The 24,472-nt window shown below is 58.7% G+C and carries 18 protein-coding genes and 1 pseudogene; 8 read left to right on the top strand and 11 right to left on the bottom strand.

The annotated features are described in order from the left end of the window. Positions 1–710: 710 nt before the first annotated feature. From RW095_RS39040 to RW095_RS39025, 4 genes are all read right to left on the bottom strand, one after another. Positions 711–1,397: a hypothetical protein gene (locus tag RW095_RS39040; protein ID WP_317020949.1), complete on the bottom strand. Its 687-nt coding sequence runs from the start codon at positions 1,395–1,397 to the stop codon at positions 711–713. 122 nt (positions 1,398–1,519) lie between these two features. Then, a complete protein-coding gene (locus RW095_RS39035) occupies positions 1,520–1,969 on the bottom strand; it encodes a hypothetical protein (protein WP_244145912.1) in 450 nt (149 codons plus the stop codon). Between the two features lie 9 nt (positions 1,970–1,978). Beyond that, positions 1,979–3,076, bottom strand: a complete 1,098-nt coding sequence (locus tag RW095_RS39030) for an integrase domain-containing protein (RefSeq protein ID WP_317020948.1) — start codon at positions 3,074–3,076, stop codon at positions 1,979–1,981. 695 nt (positions 3,077–3,771) lie between these two features. Then, the gene (locus RW095_RS39025) at positions 3,772–4,242 is read right to left on the bottom strand and encodes a hypothetical protein (protein WP_317020947.1); all 471 of its coding nucleotides are present in this window, start codon (positions 4,240–4,242) and stop codon (positions 3,772–3,774) included. Between the two features lie 930 nt (positions 4,243–5,172). On the opposite strand from RW095_RS39025, the gene RW095_RS39020 reads away from it, so the two are divergent. The 5 genes from RW095_RS39020 to RW095_RS39000 all read left to right on the top strand — a co-directional run bounded on the left by RW095_RS39020 (position 5,173) and on the right by RW095_RS39000 (position 9,104). Then, positions 5,173–5,487, top strand: coding sequence for a transposase (locus RW095_RS39020; RefSeq protein WP_317016305.1), 315 nt, complete (start codon positions 5,173–5,175; stop codon positions 5,485–5,487). Then, positions 5,484–6,143 carry an IS3 family transposase gene (locus tag RW095_RS39015; protein WP_317020946.1) on the top strand — a complete coding sequence of 220 codons (660 nt, stop codon included), beginning with the start codon at positions 5,484–5,486 and terminating at the stop codon, positions 6,141–6,143. The genes RW095_RS39020 and RW095_RS39015 overlap by 4 nt, the downstream gene beginning before the upstream one ends. A gap of 191 nt (positions 6,144–6,334) precedes the next feature. Continuing rightward, entirely contained in the window at positions 6,335–7,420 is a 1,086-nt protein-coding gene (locus RW095_RS39010) for an IS110 family RNA-guided transposase (RefSeq protein ID WP_317020945.1), read from the top strand. Positions 7,421–7,742: 322 nt separating this feature from the next. Next, complete coding sequence (locus tag RW095_RS39005; RefSeq protein WP_317014819.1) at positions 7,743–8,792, top strand: IS110 family RNA-guided transposase; 1,050 nt, start codon at positions 7,743–7,745, stop codon at positions 8,790–8,792. Between the two features lie 18 nt (positions 8,793–8,810). Then, positions 8,811–9,104, top strand: a complete 294-nt coding sequence (locus RW095_RS39000; protein ID WP_317014817.1) for an IS3 family transposase — start codon at positions 8,811–8,813, stop codon at positions 9,102–9,104. 273 nt (positions 9,105–9,377) lie between these two features. Here the strand turns inward: RW095_RS39000 and RW095_RS38995 are convergent, their stop codons facing one another. Beyond that, positions 9,378–10,085, bottom strand: coding sequence for a nuclease-related domain-containing protein (locus tag RW095_RS38995; protein WP_317020944.1), 708 nt, complete (start codon positions 10,083–10,085; stop codon positions 9,378–9,380). A 1,351-nt stretch (positions 10,086–11,436) separates the two neighbouring features. On the opposite strand from RW095_RS38995, the gene RW095_RS38990 reads away from it, so the two are divergent. Continuing rightward, positions 11,437–12,273: a hypothetical protein gene (locus RW095_RS38990; protein ID WP_317020943.1), complete on the top strand. Its 837-nt coding sequence runs from the start codon at positions 11,437–11,439 to the stop codon at positions 12,271–12,273. A 461-nt stretch (positions 12,274–12,734) separates the two neighbouring features. Here the strand turns inward: RW095_RS38990 and RW095_RS38985 are convergent, their stop codons facing one another. Further along, on the bottom strand, positions 12,735–13,397 hold the full coding sequence (locus RW095_RS38985; RefSeq protein WP_317020942.1) for an NERD domain-containing protein: 663 nt from the start codon (positions 13,395–13,397) through the stop codon (positions 12,735–12,737). A 780-nt stretch (positions 13,398–14,177) separates the two neighbouring features. On the opposite strand from RW095_RS38985, the gene RW095_RS38980 reads away from it, so the two are divergent. Next, a complete protein-coding gene (locus RW095_RS38980) occupies positions 14,178–15,311 on the top strand; it encodes an integrase domain-containing protein (protein ID WP_317020941.1) in 1,134 nt (377 codons plus the stop codon). Between the two features lie 515 nt (positions 15,312–15,826). On the opposite strand, the pseudogene RW095_RS38975 reads toward RW095_RS38980, so the two are convergent. The 5 genes and pseudogenes from RW095_RS38975 to RW095_RS38955 form a co-directional block, all read right to left on the bottom strand. After that, positions 15,827–16,039 (bottom strand): annotated as a pseudogene (locus RW095_RS38975) (ATP-binding protein); the annotation flags it as partial. Between the two features lie 2,322 nt (positions 16,040–18,361). After that, positions 18,362–20,245, bottom strand: a complete 1,884-nt coding sequence (locus RW095_RS38970) for a polysaccharide biosynthesis protein (RefSeq protein ID WP_317020940.1) — start codon at positions 20,243–20,245, stop codon at positions 18,362–18,364. An 11-nt stretch (positions 20,246–20,256) separates the two neighbouring features. Continuing rightward, positions 20,257–21,279 carry an MraY family glycosyltransferase gene (locus RW095_RS38965; RefSeq protein WP_317022834.1) on the bottom strand — a complete coding sequence of 341 codons (1,023 nt, stop codon included), beginning with the start codon at positions 21,277–21,279 and terminating at the stop codon, positions 20,257–20,259. An 8-nt stretch (positions 21,280–21,287) separates the two neighbouring features. Further along, a complete protein-coding gene (locus RW095_RS38960) occupies positions 21,288–22,232 on the bottom strand; it encodes a UDP-glucose 4-epimerase family protein (RefSeq protein ID WP_317020939.1) in 945 nt (314 codons plus the stop codon). Next, on the bottom strand, positions 22,229–23,074 hold the full coding sequence (locus RW095_RS38955) for a glycosyltransferase (protein ID WP_394365233.1): 846 nt from the start codon (positions 23,072–23,074) through the stop codon (positions 22,229–22,231). Before RW095_RS38955 ends, RW095_RS38960 begins: the two co-directional genes overlap by 4 nt. Before the next feature lie 798 nt (positions 23,075–23,872). Here RW095_RS38955 and pseH point away from each other — a divergent pair. Further along, positions 23,873–24,472, top strand: a complete 600-nt coding sequence (pseH, locus tag RW095_RS38950) for a UDP-4-amino-4,6-dideoxy-N-acetyl-beta-L-altrosamine N-acetyltransferase (protein WP_317020938.1) — start codon at positions 23,873–23,875, stop codon at positions 24,470–24,472.

The raw sequence follows: 24,472 nt of genomic DNA, 5'->3' as shown, positions 1-24,472 counted from the left end.
GATCAAACGGTATGCGCGGCGCGCCGCTCGCCTGGCACGAAGGTGACCTGTCTTTTCTGACGGGAGAAGGTTGTTTGCCTGTCGATATGCGTTGAACTGCCGCTTATCACAACTGGGGTCCACCAAGGTGGCGCAACAGGGGAGCGTGGCGCGACAACGCAAGCGACCTGCGCGCGAAAAATCCAGCCATGCGGGCGCGGCGTTGGTGCGTTTCCGCCCCTTCTGCACCGCGGCCAGCGCAGGCGATTCCGACGTTCAGCAGCGTTCCCAGCTCAAGGACGGAGCGTCAAACTCGACCTGCCGTTGCAAGAATCGTGGTAGCGCTAACGCTCTCGCCCGAATCGTCCGGCCGTCTTCGCGTGCGAAGTTGACCCATTCCTGCCACGCAGTTCGCCACATCGCTCCGCGCTCAGCCGATATCCAGAAAACATCGATTACGCGTTACGGGTCCTAACGTTGCGGCCGATGTTCCGTAACCTCATGATCTCTCAAGCAAAATGAAGTGATTTGCGAAATCCGAAAAGCAAGCCAATCAGCCAGAATTCGCAAATTTCAACCGGACATCTGCTGGCTGGCGTCGCTCACGCGTCGTTATGTACGTGAGGACGCCCGAGAAGCCCCGATACCTCTATGCCTTCGGCACCTCATGTCGCAGTAACTAGTGCTCCTGTTGTAGCCAGCCCCCCGACCAAACTCCCTTTTTGGCGTCATCACACGACAATGTTGACGTGTGCGGGTGCTGCACGACAATCGCCTGCTACAGGGAGTGAACCTCCGGGCAAGATGGTCAGCCCGGGCGGAAGCTGCGTTTCGGGCGACCGACCTTCGCGCAGGACCTCACAGATCGAATGCGTGGTTGTCCCTAAAGCGCGCGCGGCCCTCCGCAGACTGCCGCGCTGTTCGGTCAGAACCTCCAAGACTTTTTCGCGCGTGAGTATAGGGATGGCAGGCCGCACATAGCCAACTACATGCGTACAACGACGACTGTCGTTCTCGCGCGGCGAGGTCCGTGTCCTTATCCAAGCGTTAAGCAAGCTAATGAGCTGCCGCTTGCGGATCCACAGCAGACACTGGCACCAGTGCTCGCACCGCTCGGCACGCTCTCCGGGCGTCATGTGCTGCGCGGACCACCGGTCTATAAGAAGTTGCAGATGCTTGCCCCTGAAGTCCCACGGACTATGCAGGGCGTAGCCGCTACTATGCAGTGCCTCAAACCCTTCAGCTATTTCAGCGATCCGTCGGCATTGCGCTTCCGGTGACACTCTTTCCTTTATCCGGGTGCGGTAATCGTAGGTTGTGGTGATCCTGCCGCTGGCGAGCCCGCGCAAGTCCCGCCGGAACTGTTCGGGCAAGCCGCTGCAGGCGATAACGTACCGGTAGTCATAGTGGATTGTCATGCTCTTTCCTTGTAATGAACCAGTCATGCGCCCGGTGTTCGCGGGCAAGGACGAACGTGCGACACGGAGGCGAACGCGAAGACGACTCGTTGAGTCGGATCGGCGGAACGAGGTCAAGGAATTCATCGGATGTCACGAACCGTGGCTGCATCACGCGGCACAGTCCGGGGACTTGTAGCAGGCGCTACTGGAGCACAGGAACCGGGGTTGCACAGCTTTTTCGTAAACCGGTACTTGCCATTCGCGTCATTTGGCAGCCGTTCGCGTTTGACCCGAACCGTTAGCGCGCTCAGTTGCCTATGATGGAAACCCGCCGCTAAAAGCGTCAACCTCATACAGGTAAGCTCCAGCAGCAGTTCTTCCACATCGGTGTACTCCTGCGCTCGCGACGCAATGAAGCGTCTGACCAGCTCTACGTCAACGTCTTGCAGCCGCGCGAGACATGTCGAACCCGCAGGCAAAAATCCTTCGAACGCGCTCCACACGGCACTCGCAATCGAGCGCATGAATTCATTCAATCCGATTTCTTCAGCTCGACGTTTTGCCTGACTAGCCAGCACACCTTCAGACATGGAAATTCCTCACGGTTGCAAATCTTGTTCTGCGGTTGAGGTCGGTAACGGTGCACCTGCCGTGGACCATAAATTATCCGTCCGGCCAATCGGATAGCCGCTCAACGCGCCGTGTCGATGCTTCGCCAGTAGACGCGCCTGGGCACGTGGCAACGGTGAGGGCTTGCGCCGACGTTCCGCCTCGATGTGATGCCCTGACACGTGGTTTTCAAACCTGTCCCTGATGGGTTGACAGTAGTGCGCCAGGATCATCTGCACGCGTGTGGGCCCATGCCCGAGTGACTCGCTCAGTTCAACGAGAACCTCATAGGGAGCCATTCCCGCCTCAAGCATCTCAAATGCACTCTTGAGCGCATAGGTGTAGCGAAGCGAATGAAAGCTGAGTGTTCCCGTCATGCCCGCGCGACGAAGCAAGGCTGTCATCCGATTCATCGACGACTTGAGCGTCTTCTGTCGTCCTGTGACCAGTTTAAGGTCGTGCTCGAGACTATAGGCGAGAGCTGCACGAACGGCTCTGGTCGTTCGCTCGCGTTCGCTCGCGATGATCCGCACTTGCCGTGGCCTTGCGTTTTTCGAGCCCCGCATGAGGGCAAGTGTCGCGTCACCGCGCGATAGGCCATCAAGCCACATCTGCAGATCCGGCGCGCACATAAGCGCCTCCTTTCGCCGCAGGCCGAGATGAAGGGCCAGCGAGATCATGTGGACCAATCCCGTATCCAACCTTCTCGCCCGCGCGAGCAGTTCGTCAACTTCCGCGGCTGTCATTGCCCGCTTCGCTCCTATCCTGACCCGTCGACCGAGTTCGAGCCTTTCATTACTGCAGATCTCGTCTATGTCGCGACCCGCATGGCGAGACGTCACACGGATGGCCGAAAAAATATTGGCGAGCGTGCCCGCTGCTTTGCCTTGGGCAATGTTGTATTGCGCATAGGCGTGAATCACCCATGGAGGAATCTCAGTGATGGATTTACGCATCTCGCCCACCTGCCGGGCGAAGCGCAATAGCCCTGTCGTATCCAGCCGCCTGTTCTGCTGTGTTGCGAAGCTGCCCCCCGCTTTTCTGCTGCTTACCGCTGCATCGTGTACCGCTTTTGACATCATGCTCATCGTCAGACTCCCCGGTGTACGCGCACACCAACCCCTGATCGCGTGCGCGTGACGCGAACAGGTCCCCGGAATGATGGTTCTTGTCAGGCACGTCGCCTCTGATGAGGCTGCCTGAAATGACAGCGCTGGACCGGGGTGAGCCACGCGCGTAGGTCGACTTTTGGTTCGCAGTGAGGGCCGGTAATGCGTTGAGCTGTGGGATCCGTGACGGATGGGCCTTCTTTGCGAGGTAACGGAAGTGGATGGCGACGGCCACCGGGGTGGCGTCTGAGGAGGCAACAGGTGGCCCGTGTGTCTGTGCTGCAGGGAGACACGTGTCCGGCGACCAGCGTGGAAGAGCGGGATCGCATTAGCCGCGCTTACGTCGCCATATTGCTGCAGGCGGCCGCAAGGCATTTCTGAGGGGAGCCGGTGTTGGGGATGCCACACTGCAGATGAGCCGCCACGATGCAGAACATCGCAGCCACCGGTTGCCAGAGCGCTTGCCCTGGCATGAGAACATCGTCTGGCGTTGGTCGCGCCCTGTCTAGCGCGCCTGAGAATAGGGCGCCAGGTCGGAATCACACACAAGGGGAACATTGTCTAACGCTGTGGCTCCCGAAGGAGCCGGCACCACAGACTTTCCTCCGCCAGTTACCGCATACTGGCATCGGACATAAGGCGTTGCACCGCTTGGGCGGCGGCGCAACGCATGCTCAAAGGCAACGGGCAGCGAAGCAACGATGCCCGACTAGAAAGAGCGCGATCGACAATACACCTAGACAAACAGGTTCAAGTAGAGAATGCCAGTTGAAAGCGTGCGTGGTGGCTACCTCAAAACACGCTCCAATAAGCGCCATCGCGCTAAGCATATGAGCGAAGCGCCCGTTGAGCCGCTGTTGTGCGGGCGAAGGTGAAAAAAGCTGCATAGCGCCAGCAGAGAAGCCGCGGCGGCGCGGCGTACTGAAGTCAACGAAGTGCCCTCGCCCTGATTCATGTTTCACCAGGTACCGCGTGCCGCCGCAATCGACGACAAACGATTTCATCTGATCGCAACCATCCAGGACCTCCATAAGGGATGCAAGCCGCGGCGGCAAGGTTACTTGCGCTGAATCGACGTCAAGCAACACGCGGTCGGCCAATACGGTGCCACCCTCATAAGAGACTTCAACATTTACAAGTTTCATGACAGCTCCATTAAGGAAAAAGGTGGTCAAGGGGAATCTCCGGCACAACATTGATCGCCCAATGGACAGGTTCCGTTCGGCTACGTTGTAAAAGGAGATAAGGTCAGCCCCGGCGGCGACGAATGCCGGGTTGATCGTCCAGCCGAAAAACCAGAATTGGCAGGCGGGCTGCCGCAACTGGCATCGTGGATAGAGAAAAAGGAAGTTCGAAGGAATCTTTCGATTCGTCTTGTCGATGCGTTGAAAACGCGGGGGATGAAGTGACTATAGCGGTCTGAAAGGGCATGGGGGCCGCGAAAGCTCACGAAAAACGGGGGTCTTTCGCTGCAGCTTTTTTCTCGGCAGTCGAGCCCGGCACTTGCGGGCGGCAGGGCGAGCCATCACATGAGCGTTCGAGAGCATTCTCTAGCGCTCACGCGCACTCGCAGAACAGCACCGACATGGCTGATGCACTCTCTCATGTCGACGGCAGCGTCGTGACCCCGTCTTTTCCCCATGTCTATCCGGCCTATCGGCAGTTTCCGTTGATAGAGCTGTGAACGACTCGCGCACTTCCGTTTCGTTATTCCTCAATAGCACGCTCGCTTCGCCGGTTCACACGCGGACGAGGGTCGTAGCGTGTAACGCGTTACGGGTCTAACCGCCGAATGATCTCGGTTACGGTATGTCTCTCAAGGTGTCTGCTTACCGCCACCTTTCGCCTTCCCGCCACTTTTGCTTAGCCAGGATTGACGGCATTGTGAGAAGCGTTGGAATCGGGGCGAAGCCTCTGATTGGCAATGGGTGCAGCGCTGGTTAACGGCACGATCTCGACCGTACGATGTACCGTTGCAGCGCTCGATGTTGCTCTGGGTGGCATCGCTGTTCCATCCGGGCTGAAGTTGACCCGTGAAAACGGACACCTATTCTTTTTGAAGAGGAGGTGTCGAAATGGGCAAGACTCGTACACCGTACCCGGCGGAGTTCCGGGCGCATATGGTGGAATTGGTCAAGGCCGGGCGTACACCGCAGGAGCTCGCGCTGGAGTTCGAACCGACGGCACAGACCATCGTCAACTGGTGCGCGCAGGCTGAGCGTGATGCTGGCGTACGGCATGACGGGCTGACCACGGCTGAACGGCAGGAACTGACGCGTCTGCGCCGTGAGAATCGCCAGTTAAAAATGGAGCGCGACATTCTCTCGCAGGCTGCGGCCTGGTTCGCGAGAGAGACGGGAGCCGTGCCACCGAAGGGTACGGATTCATGAGAGCGAACCGGGCCCGCTGGCCCATTGCCAGGATGGCACGGCTGCTCGGGGTCTCGACGAGCGGTTTCTACGCGTGGCTGGTACGCGAGCCATCGCAGCAAGCATCCAGCGATGCGCTGCTGCTAGCGCGCATCCGTACGCTGCATGCGAGCTCGCGCGGGACGTATGGCGCGCCACGTATCCACGCGCAGCTCGCACGCGAAGGCATGCACGTGGGACGCAAGCGGGTGGCGCGGCTCATGCGCATGGCAGGGTTGTGTGGGGCCAGCCGGCGGCGCTGGCCACGAACCACGCGGCAACGTGCGGGGGCACGGCGCGCACCCAACCTGGTACGCCGGCACTTCAGCGCTGATGCGATGAACGTGCTGTGGGTTGCAGATGCCACCTACATCCCGACTGACGAGGGCTTTCTGTATCTGGCCGTGGTGCTCGACGTGTTCAGCCGGCGCATCGTTGGCTGGGCGATGTCCAATCATCTCTATACGGAACTGATGCTGCGAGCGCTGGACATGGCATTGCAGCAGCGCCACCACGATGGGGTGATTCTGCATTCGGACAGTAAGAATACGGGTACCAGATGTTTCCGGGCAGTCACCGTTTCGAAAGAGGGGCTTTCGGGAGAGGTCTGGTGCCGTAGAGCGTTCCGGGCGACCTGACCCACATTCCGATCGACTCAATGTCTTTCCCTGGACCCGTCGGTCCTCTGGAACTGCCGAACGGCGAGGTTTCACCTCGTCGATACGTGTGACTCAAGAAGGGCCTGACGCCCTGTCACTTTACTGTCTTGTCCAGGTACTCGATGCCGGTGAGATCGCCCATATCCTATCGGCAACCGGAGCGAGGCTGTATGAAAGAAGAACAGGCTACTGCTGGCCGTCGCAGCATCGTAGGCGGCGTTGATACGCATAAGGATCTGCATTTCGCGGCTGTGGTTGACGAACTTGATCGCCTTCTCGGCAGCGAATGCTTCCCAACCACGCGGCACGGCTACAAGCAGATGTTGCTTTGGATGCGCTCATTCGGTGAGCTTGTCCGGGTCGGCGTCGAGTGCACCGGGAGCTACGGCGCGGGCTTACTGCGCTACCTGCAGCAGGCCCATGTAACCGTGCTGGAGGTCACCGCACCGGATAAGAGCGACCGGCGCAAACGTGGCAAGGACGACACGCTGGACGCCTACAACGCGGCTCACGCTGCCTTCGCCGGCGTGCGTACCGTCACGCCCAAGACGCGCGATGGCATGATTGAGTCGCTACGCGTTCTGAAAGTCTGCCGGAAGACGGCCATTTCGGCGCCTCGCGTCGCTTTACAGCTGATCCACAGTACCATCATCAGCGCGCCCGATGAATTACGTGAATCACTACGCGCGATGACACGAATGCAGCTCATCCGAACATTGGCTGCGTGGCGTCCGGATCTGTCGGACTATCGGAACCTGACCTCTGCTTGCCGAATTGCACTGAAGTCGCTGGGACGTCGGTATCTGGAGTTGCACGACGAGATTGCCGACCTCGACGTCATGATCGCAACGCTCGTGGACGAACTCGCCCCCGATCTTGTCTCGCGAAATTCGATTGGTTACGAGTCGGCTTCGCAACTGTTATTGACCGCAGGCGATAACAGCGACCGGCTTCAGTCAGAGGCCAGCTTCGCCGCCCTTTGTGGCGTGAGCCCCGTCCCGGCGTCCTCCGGTAAGGTGACGCGACATCGGTTAAATCGCGGTGGGGATCGCGCAGCCAACAGCGCCTTGCACATCATTGCCATCGGTCGCTTGAGAACCGACGCTCGCACAAAGGCCTACGTCGCCAAACGTGTCGGCGAGGGGCATTCGAAACTTGAAGCAATCCGCTGCCTCAAGCGCTATATCGCGCGGGAGGTCTACTACGTAATCCAGCAACGCAACCGCCAGATCACGCAGGCTCAAATTACCGCTTGATCTTTAGAAGGGCGTCCAGGGCTGTCAGTACACGTCCATTGCCTTCGGCCGACGTTGTCGCGAGGCCGGCGTGCAACCGTCAATGGGGACCGCCGGCGACGCCTATGACACTCAGTCCAAAATACGCCTTGAACGTCGTTCCGATCCGACCCAGCCTATGATTGGCCGCGCTGCCTTCGCGTTGACCTGTCGATTGGATTCGACGTTCCCCGAGCGTTGCCGGGCCCAGCGTCTGTGACCTGATAGGAGCTTCGTATTGCGCCGTGAGTGTCCTGTCCTGCGATTGGGGTTGGCGATGCGTTCACCCACAAGGAAGACACGAATGGAACAAGTGGAAGTGATTTTAGGCGTTGATACCCATCTGGATGTTCATGTTGGAGCCGTCATCAATCAGACGGGAAAACTGCTCGGAACCCTCACTGTTTCGGCAAGTGCAAGCGGATACCTGGATCTGCTCATCTGGGCGCAATCGTTCGGCGTGCTTCGTCGCGCCGGCGTAGAAGGGACCGGCACGTATGGCGCCGGGCTGACGCGCGTCCTGCTGGATCATGAGATTGAAGTCCGGGAGGTAAATCGGCCGGACCGCGCGGATCGCAGGTTTCGAGGCAAATCCGATACCACCGACGCCGAAAGCGCTGCACGCGCCGTGCTTTCAGGCAAGGCCGCAGCGATCCCAAAAGACAAATCGGGCGCTGCTGAGGCTATGCGCGCTGTCACCGTCTCACGGCGAAGTGCTGTTAAGGCGAAAACCCAAGCCATCAATCAGCTGAGAAGCTTGCTCGTCAGCGCACCTCAAGACATTCGCGAGCGCCTTTCGAGCACAAAGATCGCCGAATGCGTTGCGAACTGCGCTCGCGTCAGGTCGCTGGGCAACACTCCTATGTTGCAGACTCTGGCCATCACGCTTCGCTTGCTGGCGAAGCGGTGGATGGCTTTGGAGGATGAACTGAAGGCGCTTGATGCAATGTTGGAGAAGCTTACCAACCAGTACGCTCGTCGGCTTAGGGGGCGCTTCGGTGTCGGACCTCACACCGCCGCGATACTCGTTACTGTTGCGGGCGACAACCCTGAACGACTAAAAAATGAAGCGTCTCTCGCAGCGCTTTGCGGAACGAGCCCTCTCCAGGCGTCATCTGGTAAAACAGTACGGCATCGACTGAATCGCGGGGGAAACCGTTCTGCAAACAACGCGCTATGGACAATAGCGATGGTCCGCATGCGCAGTGACCCGAGAACCAAAGCGTACGTGCAACGTCGCACCCATCAGGGTATGTCGAAGAAAGAAATTCACCGCTGCTTGAAGCGGTACATAGTCAGAGAACTCTATCCTCTCATTCTCGCCGATCTAGCGGATTCCAAAGCCTTCGCTTGACATAGGAGCGTCAACGCGATGTGTGAGTCGTTCTTCGGCACGCTCGAGGCAGAGCTGCTATCGCGCGAACACCTTGCAACTCATGAGCAGGCGCGTCGGCGCGTGTTCTCGTTCCTGGAAGGTTGGTACAACGTACGCCGCCTGCACAGCAGCATCGGGTATTGCTCGCCGCTCGAATTCGAAAACCTGCATGCGCCGCATCAGCCCTCACCACAGCGCGGGTTGCCCACCGCCGGGCAGCGTCAGGGTCGAGAGAAGCGACCCGCCGCCCGGCCGTGGACAACCCGCGAGTCAACCCTTAACGGAGGCTAGACCAAATCGAATCGCTGACTACAAATCTGTCCGTCAAACCGGGTCAACCTCAGGCCGCCACGGAGGCGGCGCCAATGAAGGCGCAGCGACACAAGAGACGTCGAGCAGCATGTTGCGCGATCTCCCCTCGCTTTCCATGCCTGTAAGGCTTCTCTCGTCGCGCCCCGGAGAGGAAGGGCTGCGATGCAAGCGACTTGCAGGCGACGGATCGGCTTTGAGGATGATCGCGCTTACTGCCTGCGCTAGCGTTCGAAGCCCATACCGGTCACAGCATCATTCATGTTCGGCTGCACGGGCGTCCCGGATGCGCTGCCGATGCTCAGCGAAAGCCTCGGCTCGCGTATCAGCATGCCGAAGTACCGCGTCCGCGATCTTTTGCACAGGCAGTAGAGCGATTCCCGTCCGCGCAAACTGCTGCTGGCGTATCCTCAAGTGCCGATAAAGTTCGCCGCGCTCAAGCAGTGCCGTTGGAAGCATAGGGGCCAGCGTGGTCGCGTCATTGGAAAACACGCCAAGTCCTTCAACGAGCCAGAGCCTCGGAGGGATCAAGCTTTTGAGAAATCGAACCTTTGGCCCATTTTGCTTCATTGGGGAAGTGCGAACGTGCCGCTGCCCGTCAGGCGTCGAAAGGATCAACGTTGCATCGGTTTCGCCACGCGTAACCGCGCCACCCCAGTGCTTCGTCTCAATCACGAAGATGCCGAACGGGGTGATCGCCAGGTGATCAATCTCGACGGTTGGAAACGCACTATCGGGCGCGTGAACAAGAATGACGCCATTGAAAATCAGCCAGTCGTCGCCACACAGGCGCACGAGGTGTCGCTGAAGATCAGCAGATACGAGTTGTTCCCCTTCCTCGCCGCGCCCTGCACGATCCATCCATCGCGCCCCTGAAAGAGCCTTCTCGCTGGACAGCTCTTCATTGTGGCCCTGGTACGCCCACAGCAATGTGGCGCCAAACGCGAGCAGTTCTATAAGCATTTCGGTTTCTCCTTTCGTTAGATGGGTGAAACCAGCGTACCGGGCTCTAGCCGAAGTCAAGGATCGTCAGAAAAACGCTGGCCGCAGCGGCAAGCTGCTTCAAACTGGACGCACTTACAGCTTTATCGCTCACATACTGGGTCGCACTTAAACGACGTTGAGCAGGTGTGTGTCCTACCAGCGAGCAACGACATGGTGACGAGCAGCGCGGTTCGCGACGACTGAAGTCGCAAATCCCGCCACCAAGAGGTCCACGTTGCGAAACCGGTAGAAAAGACGAACTACAGCCGAGAAGGTTCTGGATCGAGGGGAGCCGCCTCCACGCATCGACACACCTATCGTTCCAGTAGCCGCAGCTCGACGGACCCAAGGTAGTCGGACCGCCGTACCGCTTGACGCGCCGACGTCGCGACGGGCGCTACCCCCGCAACATACGGTTGGGCGGGTCAGCGGGTCGAGACTCACGAAGAATGCGACGCAGTGCGTCGCCGAAGCAACAGGGGTAGCCGGGCAAGAATGGCGAACGCCTATCTGTGGACAAATTTCGCGCCCTCTCCCAAGGTTACCGATCGTTGAGTCCGCAAACGGTCCGTGAAGCCATGGCAACAGCTGAAAGGAACACGGTGGGCACGACGGATAGTCCGAAGGCGGCGGCTGCCGTGTCCAGACGGCACCGGCTGCGACCCCAGCACAGGCGAAGGCAATGAGCATACAGCGGTTGCTCTCGACCTTCAGCCGCGTGCTCGTCTCGTAAATGACTTTCGATGGATCTTCCTCGGCATACATGCCGGGGGCCGTGGATAGCGCGGCCTGCCGCTTGTTCCTGAAAATGCGCATGGCAACCCTTGATGAATGGGTACCATTGAAACGATCTCTAACAAGGGTTTTGAGGGAAAAGGCACATAGATTTGAGCGCCTTTGTGCTCACGACAGTTCGCAGTTCCGTCGCCGGCTTCGAAAACTTTAACCATGGTTAGGCATCTCCGCCGTAAAGAGGATCGAAATCGGCACCCTTCCGGCGTTCCGTTGAGCGTGCTGCGGTGTATCGTTTACGGTCTGTTCCGAATTTTTTTCCAAATTTACATTCCTGGAACGGGATAGCTTGCTTTTTTCCTGTTTGAAAACAGTCGGTTGCGCGGGCGACGCGAGCAAAAAAATTAACCATGGTTAAAAAGCCGTGAACTGCGGCGGATAACGCGCGGTGCAACGGCGCAGTAGCGATTGCAGACGCGGAAGCGATTGGCCGGGTTCTAAAGCAACCGTATGGGTGCACCTTTCGGTTTCTTGGTGGAGACCTTCGACGGTGGCTTGCTGGCTGTGCTTCTCCCAACGATTTTATTGAGACGTTTCAATGACGGAAAAAGTCGTCGACGATGCATTGAGGCTAGCAGCGATTTATAAGGCCGGCGTGGGAACGCAATGGAACACATATCGTCAGGCAGCAGCCAAGCTGTCCAGATTGTTCGAGACGAACCTGGCGCCACCGAGGATCGCCGAGGCTCTGGCCGTCTCGCGGTTGCCTAGGGTGCTTACAGGACTGTTCGACAAAGCCGGCTTGAGCAGTGGAAACGCGCGCGCGCTCCTAAGACTGGCAAGTCAGCGCGGAGAAAGCCTGCTCGCTGCAAGCGCCGCAGAGATTGACACAACTGGAATGGACGCGAGGGATATTTTGCGTGCCTTGCGATCGGGCGGCCAAGTAAGCTCACGAGCGGCCCCTCCGGGATTGAACGCGCCGCTCGCCATTGCAGCGTATTACCTAAAAGGCAAATTCCCGAGCAAAGGCGTCGCGGCGGCACATATGGGCATACCGCAATCCCGGCTTAGCGAGGCAATCACCATTGAGAAGACGTTGCCAGCTGAGGTGAAAATGCTTTTTCCGGGTGACAATCTGACTTTCGCGGCCGGCAAGGAATTAGTGAGGCTGATAGCGCTGCGGGGGGTGAATAATGTTCGCGCGCTCGCAGCCGAGGCGGGCCGCTCGCCGCGTAGGCCGTCACCCCAACTGATCCTGAACCGCCTTGCGGGTATCGATATACCCGGCGTCGACGTGAGGGTTAGGAAAGCGCCAGGAAAGAATGCAAAGCGCCGCCTGATCGTTGAATTGCACCTTCAAGAGTCGGACGCTAACAGCGTAGCGGCGCTCGAGTTCATGATTGAAATGCTGAAGACCAGGTTTGGCATTGAGTGAAGGCCAACCGTTAGGCTTTCTTTGGCTACGGTCAGAACAATCCGACACGCGCCGGCGTCCACGCACCACCCTCACTTCATCCTTTACGGAAACGAGAACACTCTCGTCGGCCAGCCGCTGGAAAATAAGGAAATCAGCTCGGCGATGAAATTCCCGACGACGCGATCGCCGTGGTCCCTGTACATCGGCACCGGCCACGTTTTGCGATTTCGCGGGCATGCGCATCCAGATCGAGTGACCGTCGTCAAACATGACCTCGGGCTTGAATTCGGCGCTGCCGTCGACCGAGTAGTCCCGTTGCGCTTGTCGGGCGCACGCGGGCCATCGGCGCTCGCGGATAGTGAACCCGTACTGTCTGATAGGAGAGCCCACCGGCAGGCGACGCGCACTTCAGTGGTTGCCCGCGTCTGTCCGCGCCGTTGGCGACGGTCTCAGCAAGTGAACATCGACGAGGGCAAGTATCAACCTTGGCCCCAGTCCGGGCTGTGCGACTGCAGATGCGCCGCGATCCTTCGAGGATCGAGATACCGAGAGTGGCTGCAACGAAAGCGGTTTAGGCGCGTGCGCATGAAATGACGTAACTCACCGCCTTGAAGCATGTTTTCCGGCAACGTTGGATCGAGAGCGCAGTCGGAGTCGGCGAAGACGGCGATGCTTTCGACCGGACACAGGAACTGTCCGAGTACCCCTCGCAAATGGCGTAATACGGGCTTTGCTCTGCGCAATGGAGAGGTTTGAACGCAGACCACACCGGGCCTCTCATGCAGAAGGAGCTCCTCCTCGTTTGCAGAGCGCGCGACTTTGCCGATCCACTCGTACTGATCGATGGCAAACACGCCAAATGCCGATATAGCCAGGCAGTCTACCCAGGTCACCGGGTTGCGCGTGTCAGGGGCATGCTCCAGTAGCACTCCGAGGCGAACGACGCATGCATCCCCGGTCATCCCATCCAGTAGCGATCGGATACGGTTTGTTAATGGCAAACACACGCGACGGCGCTTTTCCTTCCACGGAGCTTGATCGGCGTCCCACCCTTCAGCGGCCGCACTGGGATCCTTCCACAACGCCGCGGCAGAGGTTGCGTTATTACCGGCCAGAGGATGCAGCGACTTTATCCGTTCCATATGTTCTCCGTTGATTGACTGAAGGGGGTGGTAGACGGCAGCGTGAGTTCGCCCCGCTCGTCTCGCCTCAGAACGCAGCGCAGCTTTCGGGGGCGCCACATTTCGCAGCGGGGCAACACGTCTCTGAGCAGCGACGACTCTGAATAGCTTCAGCGTGCCATGCGTGGCGGAATGTCAAGGCAACGTCGAACGACCGAGGCAGCGAGCCCATGCATCCAGCGAAGAAATTCCTTCGATGCGTAACCCGTTGCCTCTGCTCTTCAACGCAACAAAACGTGAACGCGCGCGCGTTTGGATGTTCGCTGCTTCCGCCGAAAGCCAGGCGAAATTAGTGATCATTCGCTCCCCTATTAACCTCATCGGATCGGTACAGTTGGTCGGTCAAGCAGTGTTGTCTTCGCCGCGGCCAACAGCCTGCGACCGCCTTGGCTCAACGTGATAAAGCCGCGCAGGCAACGCTGGCCACAGCAGTGCTCTGAACAGGCTGCTGCGGGACGATAGTTTCGGCACGCCGAGCAGTTTGAACCAACAGGAGAATGTGAATGAAGGTATCGGGCATCTGCCGTCGACATCGGTTACGGCCACGCCAGACGAGCCGTTTTCGTTAGTCGATAACTCACCCTGAGCCGATGCGGAGGCTGTGTCGCGGCAGATTGCCGCCTCTCAGGCGCGAAGGACGACTGACTGAAAATTGCCGCAGTAAGCAGGGACTCGGTGGCCGCGACGGCCCCATATGATGGCGGGCACTGATGTGCTCCCCGACACACGGACGAGGTGAAGATGTCTGCAATTCTTGATGTGCGCGAAGCCTTGGACAAATACCGGCTGCCCGCTGACTTCAAGGCGGTGCTCGAAGAGCTGCTCGAACGTAATGTGGACCGTGGGAATAGCGCGGCAACGGGGAGCCCGAAAACGCTCTCGATGCAGACGCAGAAGTGCCGAACGATGACGCTCGGCAAGTCATTTGAGGACCTGCGACAAAACGGCTTCGCCTTGCAGTCTCCATACTTACTGAAGCACAAGCACGTCCAGTTCCTGGTGAACTTTTGGTTACATAGGAAGCTGACGCGTGGCACCATCGAGAATAAACTGACGTACCTGCGAGCTCTTGCTGACTGGACGAGAAAGCCCAAACTTGTCGGCACGCTCGCCGACTATGTCGACAGGGAAAATCACGATCTACTGCGTTCGCACGTCCCCCGAATCGATAAGTCGTGGGTGGCAAACGGCATTGACGCCGAAAGGAAGATCAAAGAGGTGGCTGCGACCGACCGCAACGTCGCGGTGCAGCTAAAGCTTCAGGCGGCATTCGGTTTGCGGGTGGAGGAAAGCTTTCTGCTGCGACCAGCGCAGGCTGTACGCAATGATGGGTTATTGCATGTCACACGTGGCACGCCGGGCGGCAGAGACCGGCTTGTACCGATCGGTCTCAGGCTCGCGGTGCTCGAGGAAGCAGCGGAGTTGTCGAATCTTTACACCGGCACCACAATTCCGCATGGTTACACCAAGCAACAGTGGCGCGACCGCTATTACCACGTGCTGAGAAAGCATGGCGTCAGGCATTCTGGCATTGGGGTAACCAGTCACGGCCTGCGACATCAGTTTCTACAGCAGATGTACGAGACACTTGCTGGCGCGCCTGCACCAATCAAACAACAGCGCGAAAGCGCCTCGGCTAAGCTGCACAGGGAAGCGAGGCAACGTGTCGTCCAAGCTGCGGGGCACAGCGACGTCTCAAAGTCGAATGCCTACCTAACGATGAGAAATGCTGCGACAGTAAGGGTAAGTCGCGAGCTCACGCCGGAGGCCGCAAAGCGAGCAATCGTGGAGGCGCGGGGAGTCAAGAGCCAAGCCGCGGCAAATCTGGGAATTTCGCGGCAGGCTCTTTACAGATTGCTTGAACGGGACCGCTAGTAAGAACCTGTGTTGTCTTCTTTGCAAGTAGTGGTTGCCGTTCGCATTTCCCTTGATGGCAACTGCAAGCTCTAATGCCGGCACAACCGCTCCTGTCGTAAGTGGTCGTCCAACCCGCGATGACGAACGGAGGGCTGCGCGGCAGTGACGCGACGCTGCCACTTATGAGGCAGGGATTTTGCGGCGCCCCCCGACCTTTTGTTAGCGGCGGTGTAAAAGCGCCATTAGATGGCGGCGCAAAGTTGAGTAGAAACGTCAACAACAGGGGTGGTTATGGGCCGCTGTTGTTGGGTGATGGCGATCAGAACGGATTGTCGATGTCGCGAGGGTGAGGATTGTCGGGAGGCGTGCGCTGTTCGTGCAGCAGGTCTTGAGCGGAATCTGGTAGTGCGAGGCGATACGCTCGCGTAGTTCGTCGATGAGTTCCACGACGGCGAGCGCCTAATCTGCGGACCAGTTGTCCGGGATCAGGAAGTCCAGGCCGTGAGTGATGCCCGAAGGCAGGTGCAGGCTCTTCATGATTTCTGCTTCTCCATGCGTGCCGCGCTGCGTTTCTTTGCGCGCTGCTCGGCCCGTTCACATGCCTCTTTCACCCGGTAGGACTCGCCTTCGATCGCGACGACTTCGGCGCGATGCACCAGCCGGTCAACCAGCGAGACGACGCAGGCGGCGTTCGGAAATACCTCCGACCATTCTGCGAACGGCCGGTTTGTGGTGACCACGGGTGATAGGTCGTGCCATACTGGCCCGGCACCCGTGCCCCATGCGTGTGTGGGGCTCGACATCGGAGTGAACTTGGCGGTTTGAGCCGGTGTCGGGCCTGTTTCTTCGGCGGTAAGCCTTCTTCTACCGGATCCCGACTTCAGCGTCACCATTTCCTGAAACGAGCCACGTCGGGTGCGTCTGTACTCGCCCTACGGGCTCCTTCCGACGCACCGGGTAGCGCCTCTCGCTCTCCGCGCAAACCATTCCCAAACTGGACAGCGTCAAGCAGGAAGTCCGGTCGTGACGCAATCATTGTCGCTCCCCACCCAAACCGTTCAGCAGAGCATGACCATTCCGCATGTCCGATCGACGCCGCCGTTTAGTGTCGGATTCTCAGCCGTTCACACCCTTGGCCGTAAACGCCCGGGCAACTCACCTCGAGTGACGGCTGGCGCTTGCGAGTACCGGGTCCACCAAGGGGAAATAAGCGCACACGTGAACACTATCGAAGAACGCGCTCCCACGGAGAGCCATCGCCGGCGGAGCACAGCGAACAGTTCAAGGCCGAAGTGGTTGCGGCATGCCGGGCGACGGGCATATCACTCGCGGCAGTCGCACTGGAGCACGCGGTCGACTCGAACCTGCTGCGCCGCTCGTCGATCAGGCCGATGGCAGATTGCCGCCGGATATGCCGGGGCGCCCTGCAGACGTACAGGCGTTGCGCTATGCCATGGCGCGCCATGATGACATGCTCAACGCCACTCGTGCCCTCTGGTTCGTTCGCTTAGAACCCGAAATGGTCGATCACGTTCCTCCGAATACGCGCGAATGCACGCGATGACCGCTATCGCACAGCTTTCCGAATGGCCTACAGACACGCCGGATGCGGTATGTTCGCGGTTCCGTCCGGAGCCGCATCGCGATTATTCCCGCGCTGCTGCAAACCAATTCGATCTGTCTACGACAGCTTCAAGACTGCAATGAGCTTGCTCCGCGTAGCCGTCAACGTTGGGTATCAGACGCCGACGCGCTGCCCTCCCGAAGCCACCGGCTACACACCCAGCACTTGTGCGGACACGCCGCCGGTTTTGAGGGTGCTGCGCCCACAAGCATCGTTCGCAACCAAGTGAGTCGTCGCTGCTGAGCGGGAACGAGACGAAAATGCTCACCGATGCCTTCGACGCGCACGAGCCAATAAGACAAGTCGAAATATTCTGTAGCGTCGCCCGCGCGGCTATTAACGAAATACCGGACCACCGTTTCGAGATGTGCTATTTCAGCATCGGCGAGTGCGGCGGGCCGCTTTAATCGGTGTTGTTCACGCGCAATTGTCGCTCGCGGCTTCATCTGAGGACGCCCTCACACTGAGCGGAAGCCGCAGGAAGCAACGCACAGCTAGACACACACCGATCGCACGGAAAGACGCGGCCACGCGGTAGAGGCGCGACGCATCCGGGATTGCGAATGTTGTTGCGCAGACTGTCGTGAGGGTTGTTGCGGACGTTCTTATGACCGTCTTTGCGTTCGGCATTTCCCTCGTTCGCGACGGGACCGAGAAAATGCAGTGTTTTGGAAGGCATGGTTCAATGAAATCGGGTTCAGTGATTTCATCTTGCCGAGCCCAATCAGAAGTCAATGCAGCGCAGACCACAGGTTGATGCTGTCCTGAGCACCCCAGTCGTGTCGAGAGGTGGAACGAAAGAATGGGGATTTTTTTAGCTATCCTATAGAACGCCCATCCGGCAATCGCTGATAGCCGAAAGCTTGCAGTGACATATCCAGACGATGCCCCGTGCGTTGAGGCACACCCAGAGGTAAATTCGGTGTCAACACCGCTCGCACACTCTTGTCGCGCTAGCGAGATCGCATCGCGCTCGCGTGCCAGCACTGGCATATCCCGGGCGATCGAACGTAGGTCGGGACCTTGGCCATGAGCAGTGCCACACAAAATCTCCGTGCCGTCATCGTCGCTGAGGCACATTCTGGGCATTTCTGCCTGCACTTATCGAAAGCTCGCAGCCGGTTTGTAGCGGTCTGGTCGACGACTTTCGACAATGCGCCAAATATCGGTACGCTCGCTCACCTTGTTTTCGTGAAGTGTCTCGACTACCAGGCGACGTTCTGTCACCTGTAGGACTTGAGCGCAACAAATGCGGACGGGACCTGCCGGAACGTCCCTCACCGCTCGACATGTCTTTACCCGCGCTTACTGTATGTAGAGGACGAGGATTGTCGCAACTCGTCCTGTTCACGAAAGCCAGTTCAAAGTTGGCCGTTCGGTTCTGCATCGCGCTTGGCTTCTTAGCCCCCGGGAATCAATCACGTCGATTGCGGTCGCGAAACAGCTATGAGACGCGCGTTACGGGCGCAGGCACGCTGCGCAGCGCGGTCGATGTCGCTGGCTGGTATTCGGCGACCCAGCGGCGCAGATCGCGGCGGACTTCGTCGTCGGTCGGTACGCGGTGCTGCATCAGCCACGGCAGCAAGTTGTCGATCAGGCTGTCCGGCACTTCGCGCGCCCGCGCGATGCGCAGCTTCGGATGCGGCGTGCGCGTCGTGGTTTCGTCGTCGGCGAGCAGTTCTTCGTAGAGCTTTTCGCCGGGACGCAGGCCCGTGTAGACGACGCGGATCTGCTCTTCCGTGAAGCCGTACAGGCGAATCAGATCGTGCGCAAGGTCGGCAATCCGCACCGGCTTGCCCATGTCGAGAATCAAGATCTCGCCGCCGTGGCCCATGCTCGACGCTTGCAGCACGAGCTGCGACGCTTCGGGAATCGTCATGAAGAAACGCGTGATTTCCGGATGCGTGACCGTAACGGGACCGCCGCGCGCGATCTGCTCCTGGAACTTCGGGATCACGCTGCCCGCGCTGCCGAGAACATTGCCGAAGCGCACGGTCTCGAACTGCGTGCGCCGCGCGCCCTGCTGTTGCAGCGACGAACATACCATCTCCGCGAGACGCTTGCTCGCGCCCATCACGTTGGTCGGGTTGACGGCCTTGTCGGTGGAAATCAGCACGAACTGCGCGACGTCGTGACGGATCGCCGCGCGCGCCACGCGATATGTGCCGAGCACGTTGTTCCGCACGGCCTGCCAAGTGTTCACCTCTTCCATGAGCGGCACGTGCTTGTAAGCCGCCGCGTGGAAGACGATATGGGGGCTGTAGCGCGCCATGACCTGATCGAGCAGCAGCGAGTCCTTCACGTCGCCAATGATCGGCACCACCGACACGTCCGGACACCTATCGGAAAGCTCTTCATTGAGCCGATAGATGGAAAACTCGGAGATGTCGAACGCTAGCAGTTGAACCGGGCCGAAGCGCAGAATCTGCCGGCACAGTTCGGAGCCGATCGAGCCGCCCGCCCCCGTCACCATGACAACGCGATTCTTGAGGAGCGCTTCGACGTGGTCGGTGTCGATCATGACCGGATCGCGGCCCAGTAGGTCTTCCAAGTCGATCTGACGGACCCGGGAGAGGAAGGCTTGGCCTTGGCTGACAGCCGTCAACGCCGGCAGCACGAGTGCGCGCACACCGGCGCGTACACAAAGTGTCGCAACGCGACGCTGAACGTCCACAGATGCCGAAGGGATAGCGATGATCGCGTACTCGGTTTTCAACTCCTCGGCCATACGCGGCAATTCGCTGATCGAACCGAGAACCTTGTAACCGTAGATTTCGCGTCCGTGCTTGGAAACGTCGTCGTCCAGCAGGCCGACCAGACGCCATTCGCTCGACCGCGACAACTCACGCGCGAGGCTCGCACCGGCGTTGCCCGCGCCGAGCACGACGACCGGCTTGCCTTGGGCGACGAGACCACCGTAAAGATAGAACTCCTTGGTCGCCCGGTAGAGGGCCCGGGATCCGCCCATGGCCAGGAACAGGAAGAGCGGTGAAACGACGAGAACGGAGCGTGGCACGATCGGCGAAGGTTGTACCAGTACGGAGACGACCATAGCAACCAGCGCCCCGGCGATCACGGCTTTCGAAATGCGAACGAGATCGGGCAAGCTGGCGAATACCCACATGCCGCGGTACAGCCCGAAAATGCGGAACATCACGCCGTAGACCGGCAGAACCCACAGCAGGGAACGCACTGCGCCGGCGCGGAAGTCGTCCGGGATTGATCCGTTAAAACGAAGGAGATACGCGACAACCCACGATCCGGCAACCGCGCATAGATCGAAAAGGAACGCGCTGAAAGACAGCCAAGTGGCCTTGTTTCTTAACATCAGCGACATCCTTACTTGTCTGACAGTGTTGACTGGAAACGACGCCAGCGCATATCGACGACCACACCCGCCAGAAAAAGAACCACCACCCAACCGGCGACGATGCCCCATTGAACGATAGCGGCGCGGCCCAGAGCACATAGAGCAAACATTATGCCAGTTGCCATGACGACATACCACGCCAGAGCTGTCCTCGCGTGACCAACCCCACTCCGCACCATACGCTGATAGTAGTGCTCGCGGTGCGGTTGCCAGATTTTCTCGCCACGCAGGAGGCGCCGCAGGAGCGTGATCGACGCATCGCCGATGAACGGCGAAAAGACAATTGCCGGAAACCAGATCGGCCATACACCACCGCTCCACCCCCAGTACCCGACAGCGCCCGCCAGAAACCCCAGAGGAATCGAACCTGCATCGCCGAGGAATACCCGTGCGGGATGAAAATTGAACACCAAAAAACCCGCCGCCGCGCCAGCTACAGCAACAGATGCCAAGCTGAGTTCCGGCAGAGGATGCACACTGATTGCCGCGCCAACTGCATAACCCGAGAAGCCAAACAGCGTCATGCCACCGGCGAGACCGTCCGCACCGTCCATAAAATTGTAAAGGTTGACAAGCCAAAGCAGTAAAAACCACAAGACCGCCAGAGCCCAGAGCGGCACTGCTGCCGGATGCGACCAAACCAAGAAAGTTACAGCGGCCAGATGTGCGGCAAATCTGACTCGCGCGGGCAATCCGCGGCGATCGTCGACCTGCGACACCGTCGCAAGAAAGGCCGCGCCCGCAGCGGCCATCCATAGATTCGGCGCGAGAACGATGAGGGCCGTTACCACTACCGGAATAACTCCCCATCCGCCGACACGCGGCGTGGGTCGACCGTGAAGCGAGCGGTCGTTCGGTATGTCAGTTGCAAGACGCCACGCCACCCCGGTTTTCAGTAGTACGCCCAGTATCAACAAACATGCAACCAACGAACTGATCGACACCACGACAGTAGCCGGCAAGAATCCTACTGAACTCGCAAGATCGATCATTTTTCCCCTCAATGCGTCGAGCGATACCATTTCGCGGTCGCCGCCAGTCCTTCATCAACGGTATATCGCGGCTGCCATTGAAGCACCTTATGAATATGCGACGAGTCCACGCGCAGTTCCCCGATGAGCCGTTCGACCTGAGGTGATCGGCGAGTTAGTTTTCCTAGGACACGCAACCAGGATTCCGGAACAGGCAGCAATCGGGCTTTGGTGTGCAAGTGGTAGCCAAGCGCGCGCGCAAGCTCTGCTACAGTCATGTCGGCGCCATCGGTTACGTGAAAACATTCGCCTGCCGCGCGCGCGTCGGTCGCACAGAGTACAAGTGCGTCCGCAAGGTTTTCGTTGTAGACGAGACTTCGCCGGGCAGTAATGGTGCCCAGAGGCAAAGGAATCCCCTTGGCAACGGCCGCCGTCAAGTGCAGGAAGTTGGCGCGAACTTCCGGACCATAAACGAGGGGCGGGCGAACGATCACCACCTCCAGGCCAGTCTCTTCACCAAACCGAGTCAGCGCCCTTTCCGCCTCCAACTTCGATATACCGTACGGATCCTGAGGCTGCGGAGGATCATCCTCTCGCAGCGGACGCCCGCTATCCGCCTCTCCCACCGCCTTGATGCTGCTCACAAAGACGAGCCTGCGTGTGCCGGCGCAATGCGCGGCCTCAGCCACCTGCAAAGCGCCCGCTACGTTCGCGTCCCGGAAAGCGGCCAGCGGATCGCCCGTGTTTTCTCGCATGACATGCACGCGGGCGGCGAGGTGAATCACGGCGTCGGGCACAACGTCTGCCGGCCACGACGCCGACTCCACCGAATCCATAATGCACTCTCTGACTACGTCGGGATTTTCGACGGCTCGCCGGACGAAGGCCGTCACCTGATGCCCACTAGCCAGCAATGCTCGGACAACCGCGCGACCGACAAAACCGTTCGCGCCGGTCACAGCGATGTGGCTCATAGCCATCTCCATCCGAATCGGTTGAAAAACCTTACTGCCGACGCGCCGAACATACGAATGTGTGCGAATCCCTTGCGAGATGCGTTGCCTCCAAAGTGGACCACCCGCACGAGAGGTACGTAAACAACTTCGGCGACTTCGTGGGCACGCAAACTCAAATCGTAGTCCTCGAAATACAAGAAATAGCGCGGATCAAAGCCACCTAGTTGAGCCAATACATTGGTTCTGAAAAACATGAAGCAACCGCTAACGATTGGTGGATTGCGGACGACATTCGTTCCGTCGATCACGTCGCGCATCTCATATCGAGCGATCCGGGAGGCGAATACCCGACGAAAGCGCTGCGGCAAGAAACCTCGGACGAGTAGATCGAGTACACTCGGAACCCTCCGACAGAGGTATTGTTGCTCGCCAGACTCATCACCAATCCAAGGGGCAAGCAAGCCCGCTTCGGGGTGTGCGTCGAGAAAATCGACAGCTCGTACAAGCGCCTCAGGATCCAGATCAATATCGGGATTCAGCACCAAGTGATATTGACTCGCTATGTGCCTCAAGGCGAGGTTGTGGCCACGGCCATATCCCACGTTGCCATGACCACTCAAAAGCGTCTGACGAATCCCCGCGGCAATGAGTTCGCCCGCGAACTGCGACAGGTCGGGCACTTGCCCGTTGTCGATCAGAATTAGACTGATGCCTTTGTCTGCACGAACCCCGCGCAATCGCTCGCACGCGTGGCACAAAGCTCGCAAAGTGATTGCCAATTTCGGCAAATCCGGTTTGTATAAAACAACGGAAACCGACAGTAGATCGGTCGATGCTACGGGTAATGACGACATATTCAGAGGAAAATTTATTGCGTTGCCGTTGTCGCCAACTGCGTCAGATTGAAAATCTGAGTAACTGCCATACCAGCCATCGTTCGCATGTCGCCGCAACTTCCACTGTTACGATCAAAGCTCAACCGCACGGACGAGGACGCCGTTCGGCTGCCGACTAGAGTAAATCCAACCATGCCCTTATATTGCCCGGCACAACCACCTCCACCCGACGCTCCGGCAAGCCGCCACAGCATCCTTGCCCGGACGCATCATAGCTGCTTTGCCCAGCTCTGCTACCGAAATTATCGCTGTAAGTCGCCTATGGGTGAGCGAGCCTTGCTTGCCCACCTACCATCATGCCCGATGCCGCGGACATGATTCCAACGATCCAATATCGGCATGTACAGACCACCACGTCACAGCACCGAGGACCAATTCAGTTCAGAGAGCTCAACGCGTGGCCCCGCTTGGTACCGCGCACTCCGAGACGGCAGACCCAAGGTGCCCCTTACGCGTTTGGGCAGTGCACATTAACCCTACCGGGCGAGGGAGGATTCTGGTAACCTGACCGCGCCGTTTGGCGGGACAAAGCTTAGAATTCTGCCCTTTTCAAAACAAGACGGGTACCCGGAATATGTGCGGTTGGCCTTCGTCAGAAAGACCCCGAAAGGTACGACGCGCAGCGGCGCGCCACCCCAAATTCGCCGCATTTGATGTGAATGTGCAAAAATGACCTTTGATCAACGATTACCTGACAGTTACATCCGCGAGTAGCGCGCGCCATGCATGCTCGACCATCATTCCAGCAATACTGGGTAAAAGATGCTTAAATCCAATCGAATCAAATTACGCGCCATTGAAGAAGGCGACCTCCCCCTTATTGCGTCTTGGCGTAGCGATCCGCAGGTTTATGAGTATTTTTACGAATTCCTGCCAATCTCCAGCCGGCAACAAAAAAACTGGTTTGAAAAGCAGCTTCAAGATTCCTCAGAGATAAACCTAGTAGTATCCAATCTGAGCGGAATCGCGATTGGAACAGTCAGCATCTATCATATAGACCGACGCAATCGAAAAGCGGAATGGGGCCGCTTGATTATCGGCGACCCTGCAGCACGGTCCGGCGGCATTGGCGCGGAAATCGAGGCGCTCATTCTTCAGTATTCTTTCGAGCATTTGAACCTTCACAAATTGTATTGTGAGGTTCTCGTTGAAAACGAAAAGGTCATTTCGTTGCACAAGAAATTCGGATTCAGGGAGGAAGGGATTCTGCGCGATCACGCCTTTAAGGCGGGGAAATATGCGGACGCGATTATCCTTGCGATGCTCGATTCGGAATATTTTGTCCAGCGCACTGAGGGCAGACTTGCAACCATGCTTGCGCGCATGCATGACTCATCCGATTCTCACGGAGCGGCGCAGTAG

The sequence above is a fragment of the Paraburkholderia kirstenboschensis genome (assembly GCF_032806925.1).
Classification (GTDB): Bacteria; Pseudomonadota; Gammaproteobacteria; order Burkholderiales; family Burkholderiaceae; genus Paraburkholderia; species Paraburkholderia kirstenboschensis.
This window is presented reverse-complemented; position numbering and strand designations above follow the sequence as displayed.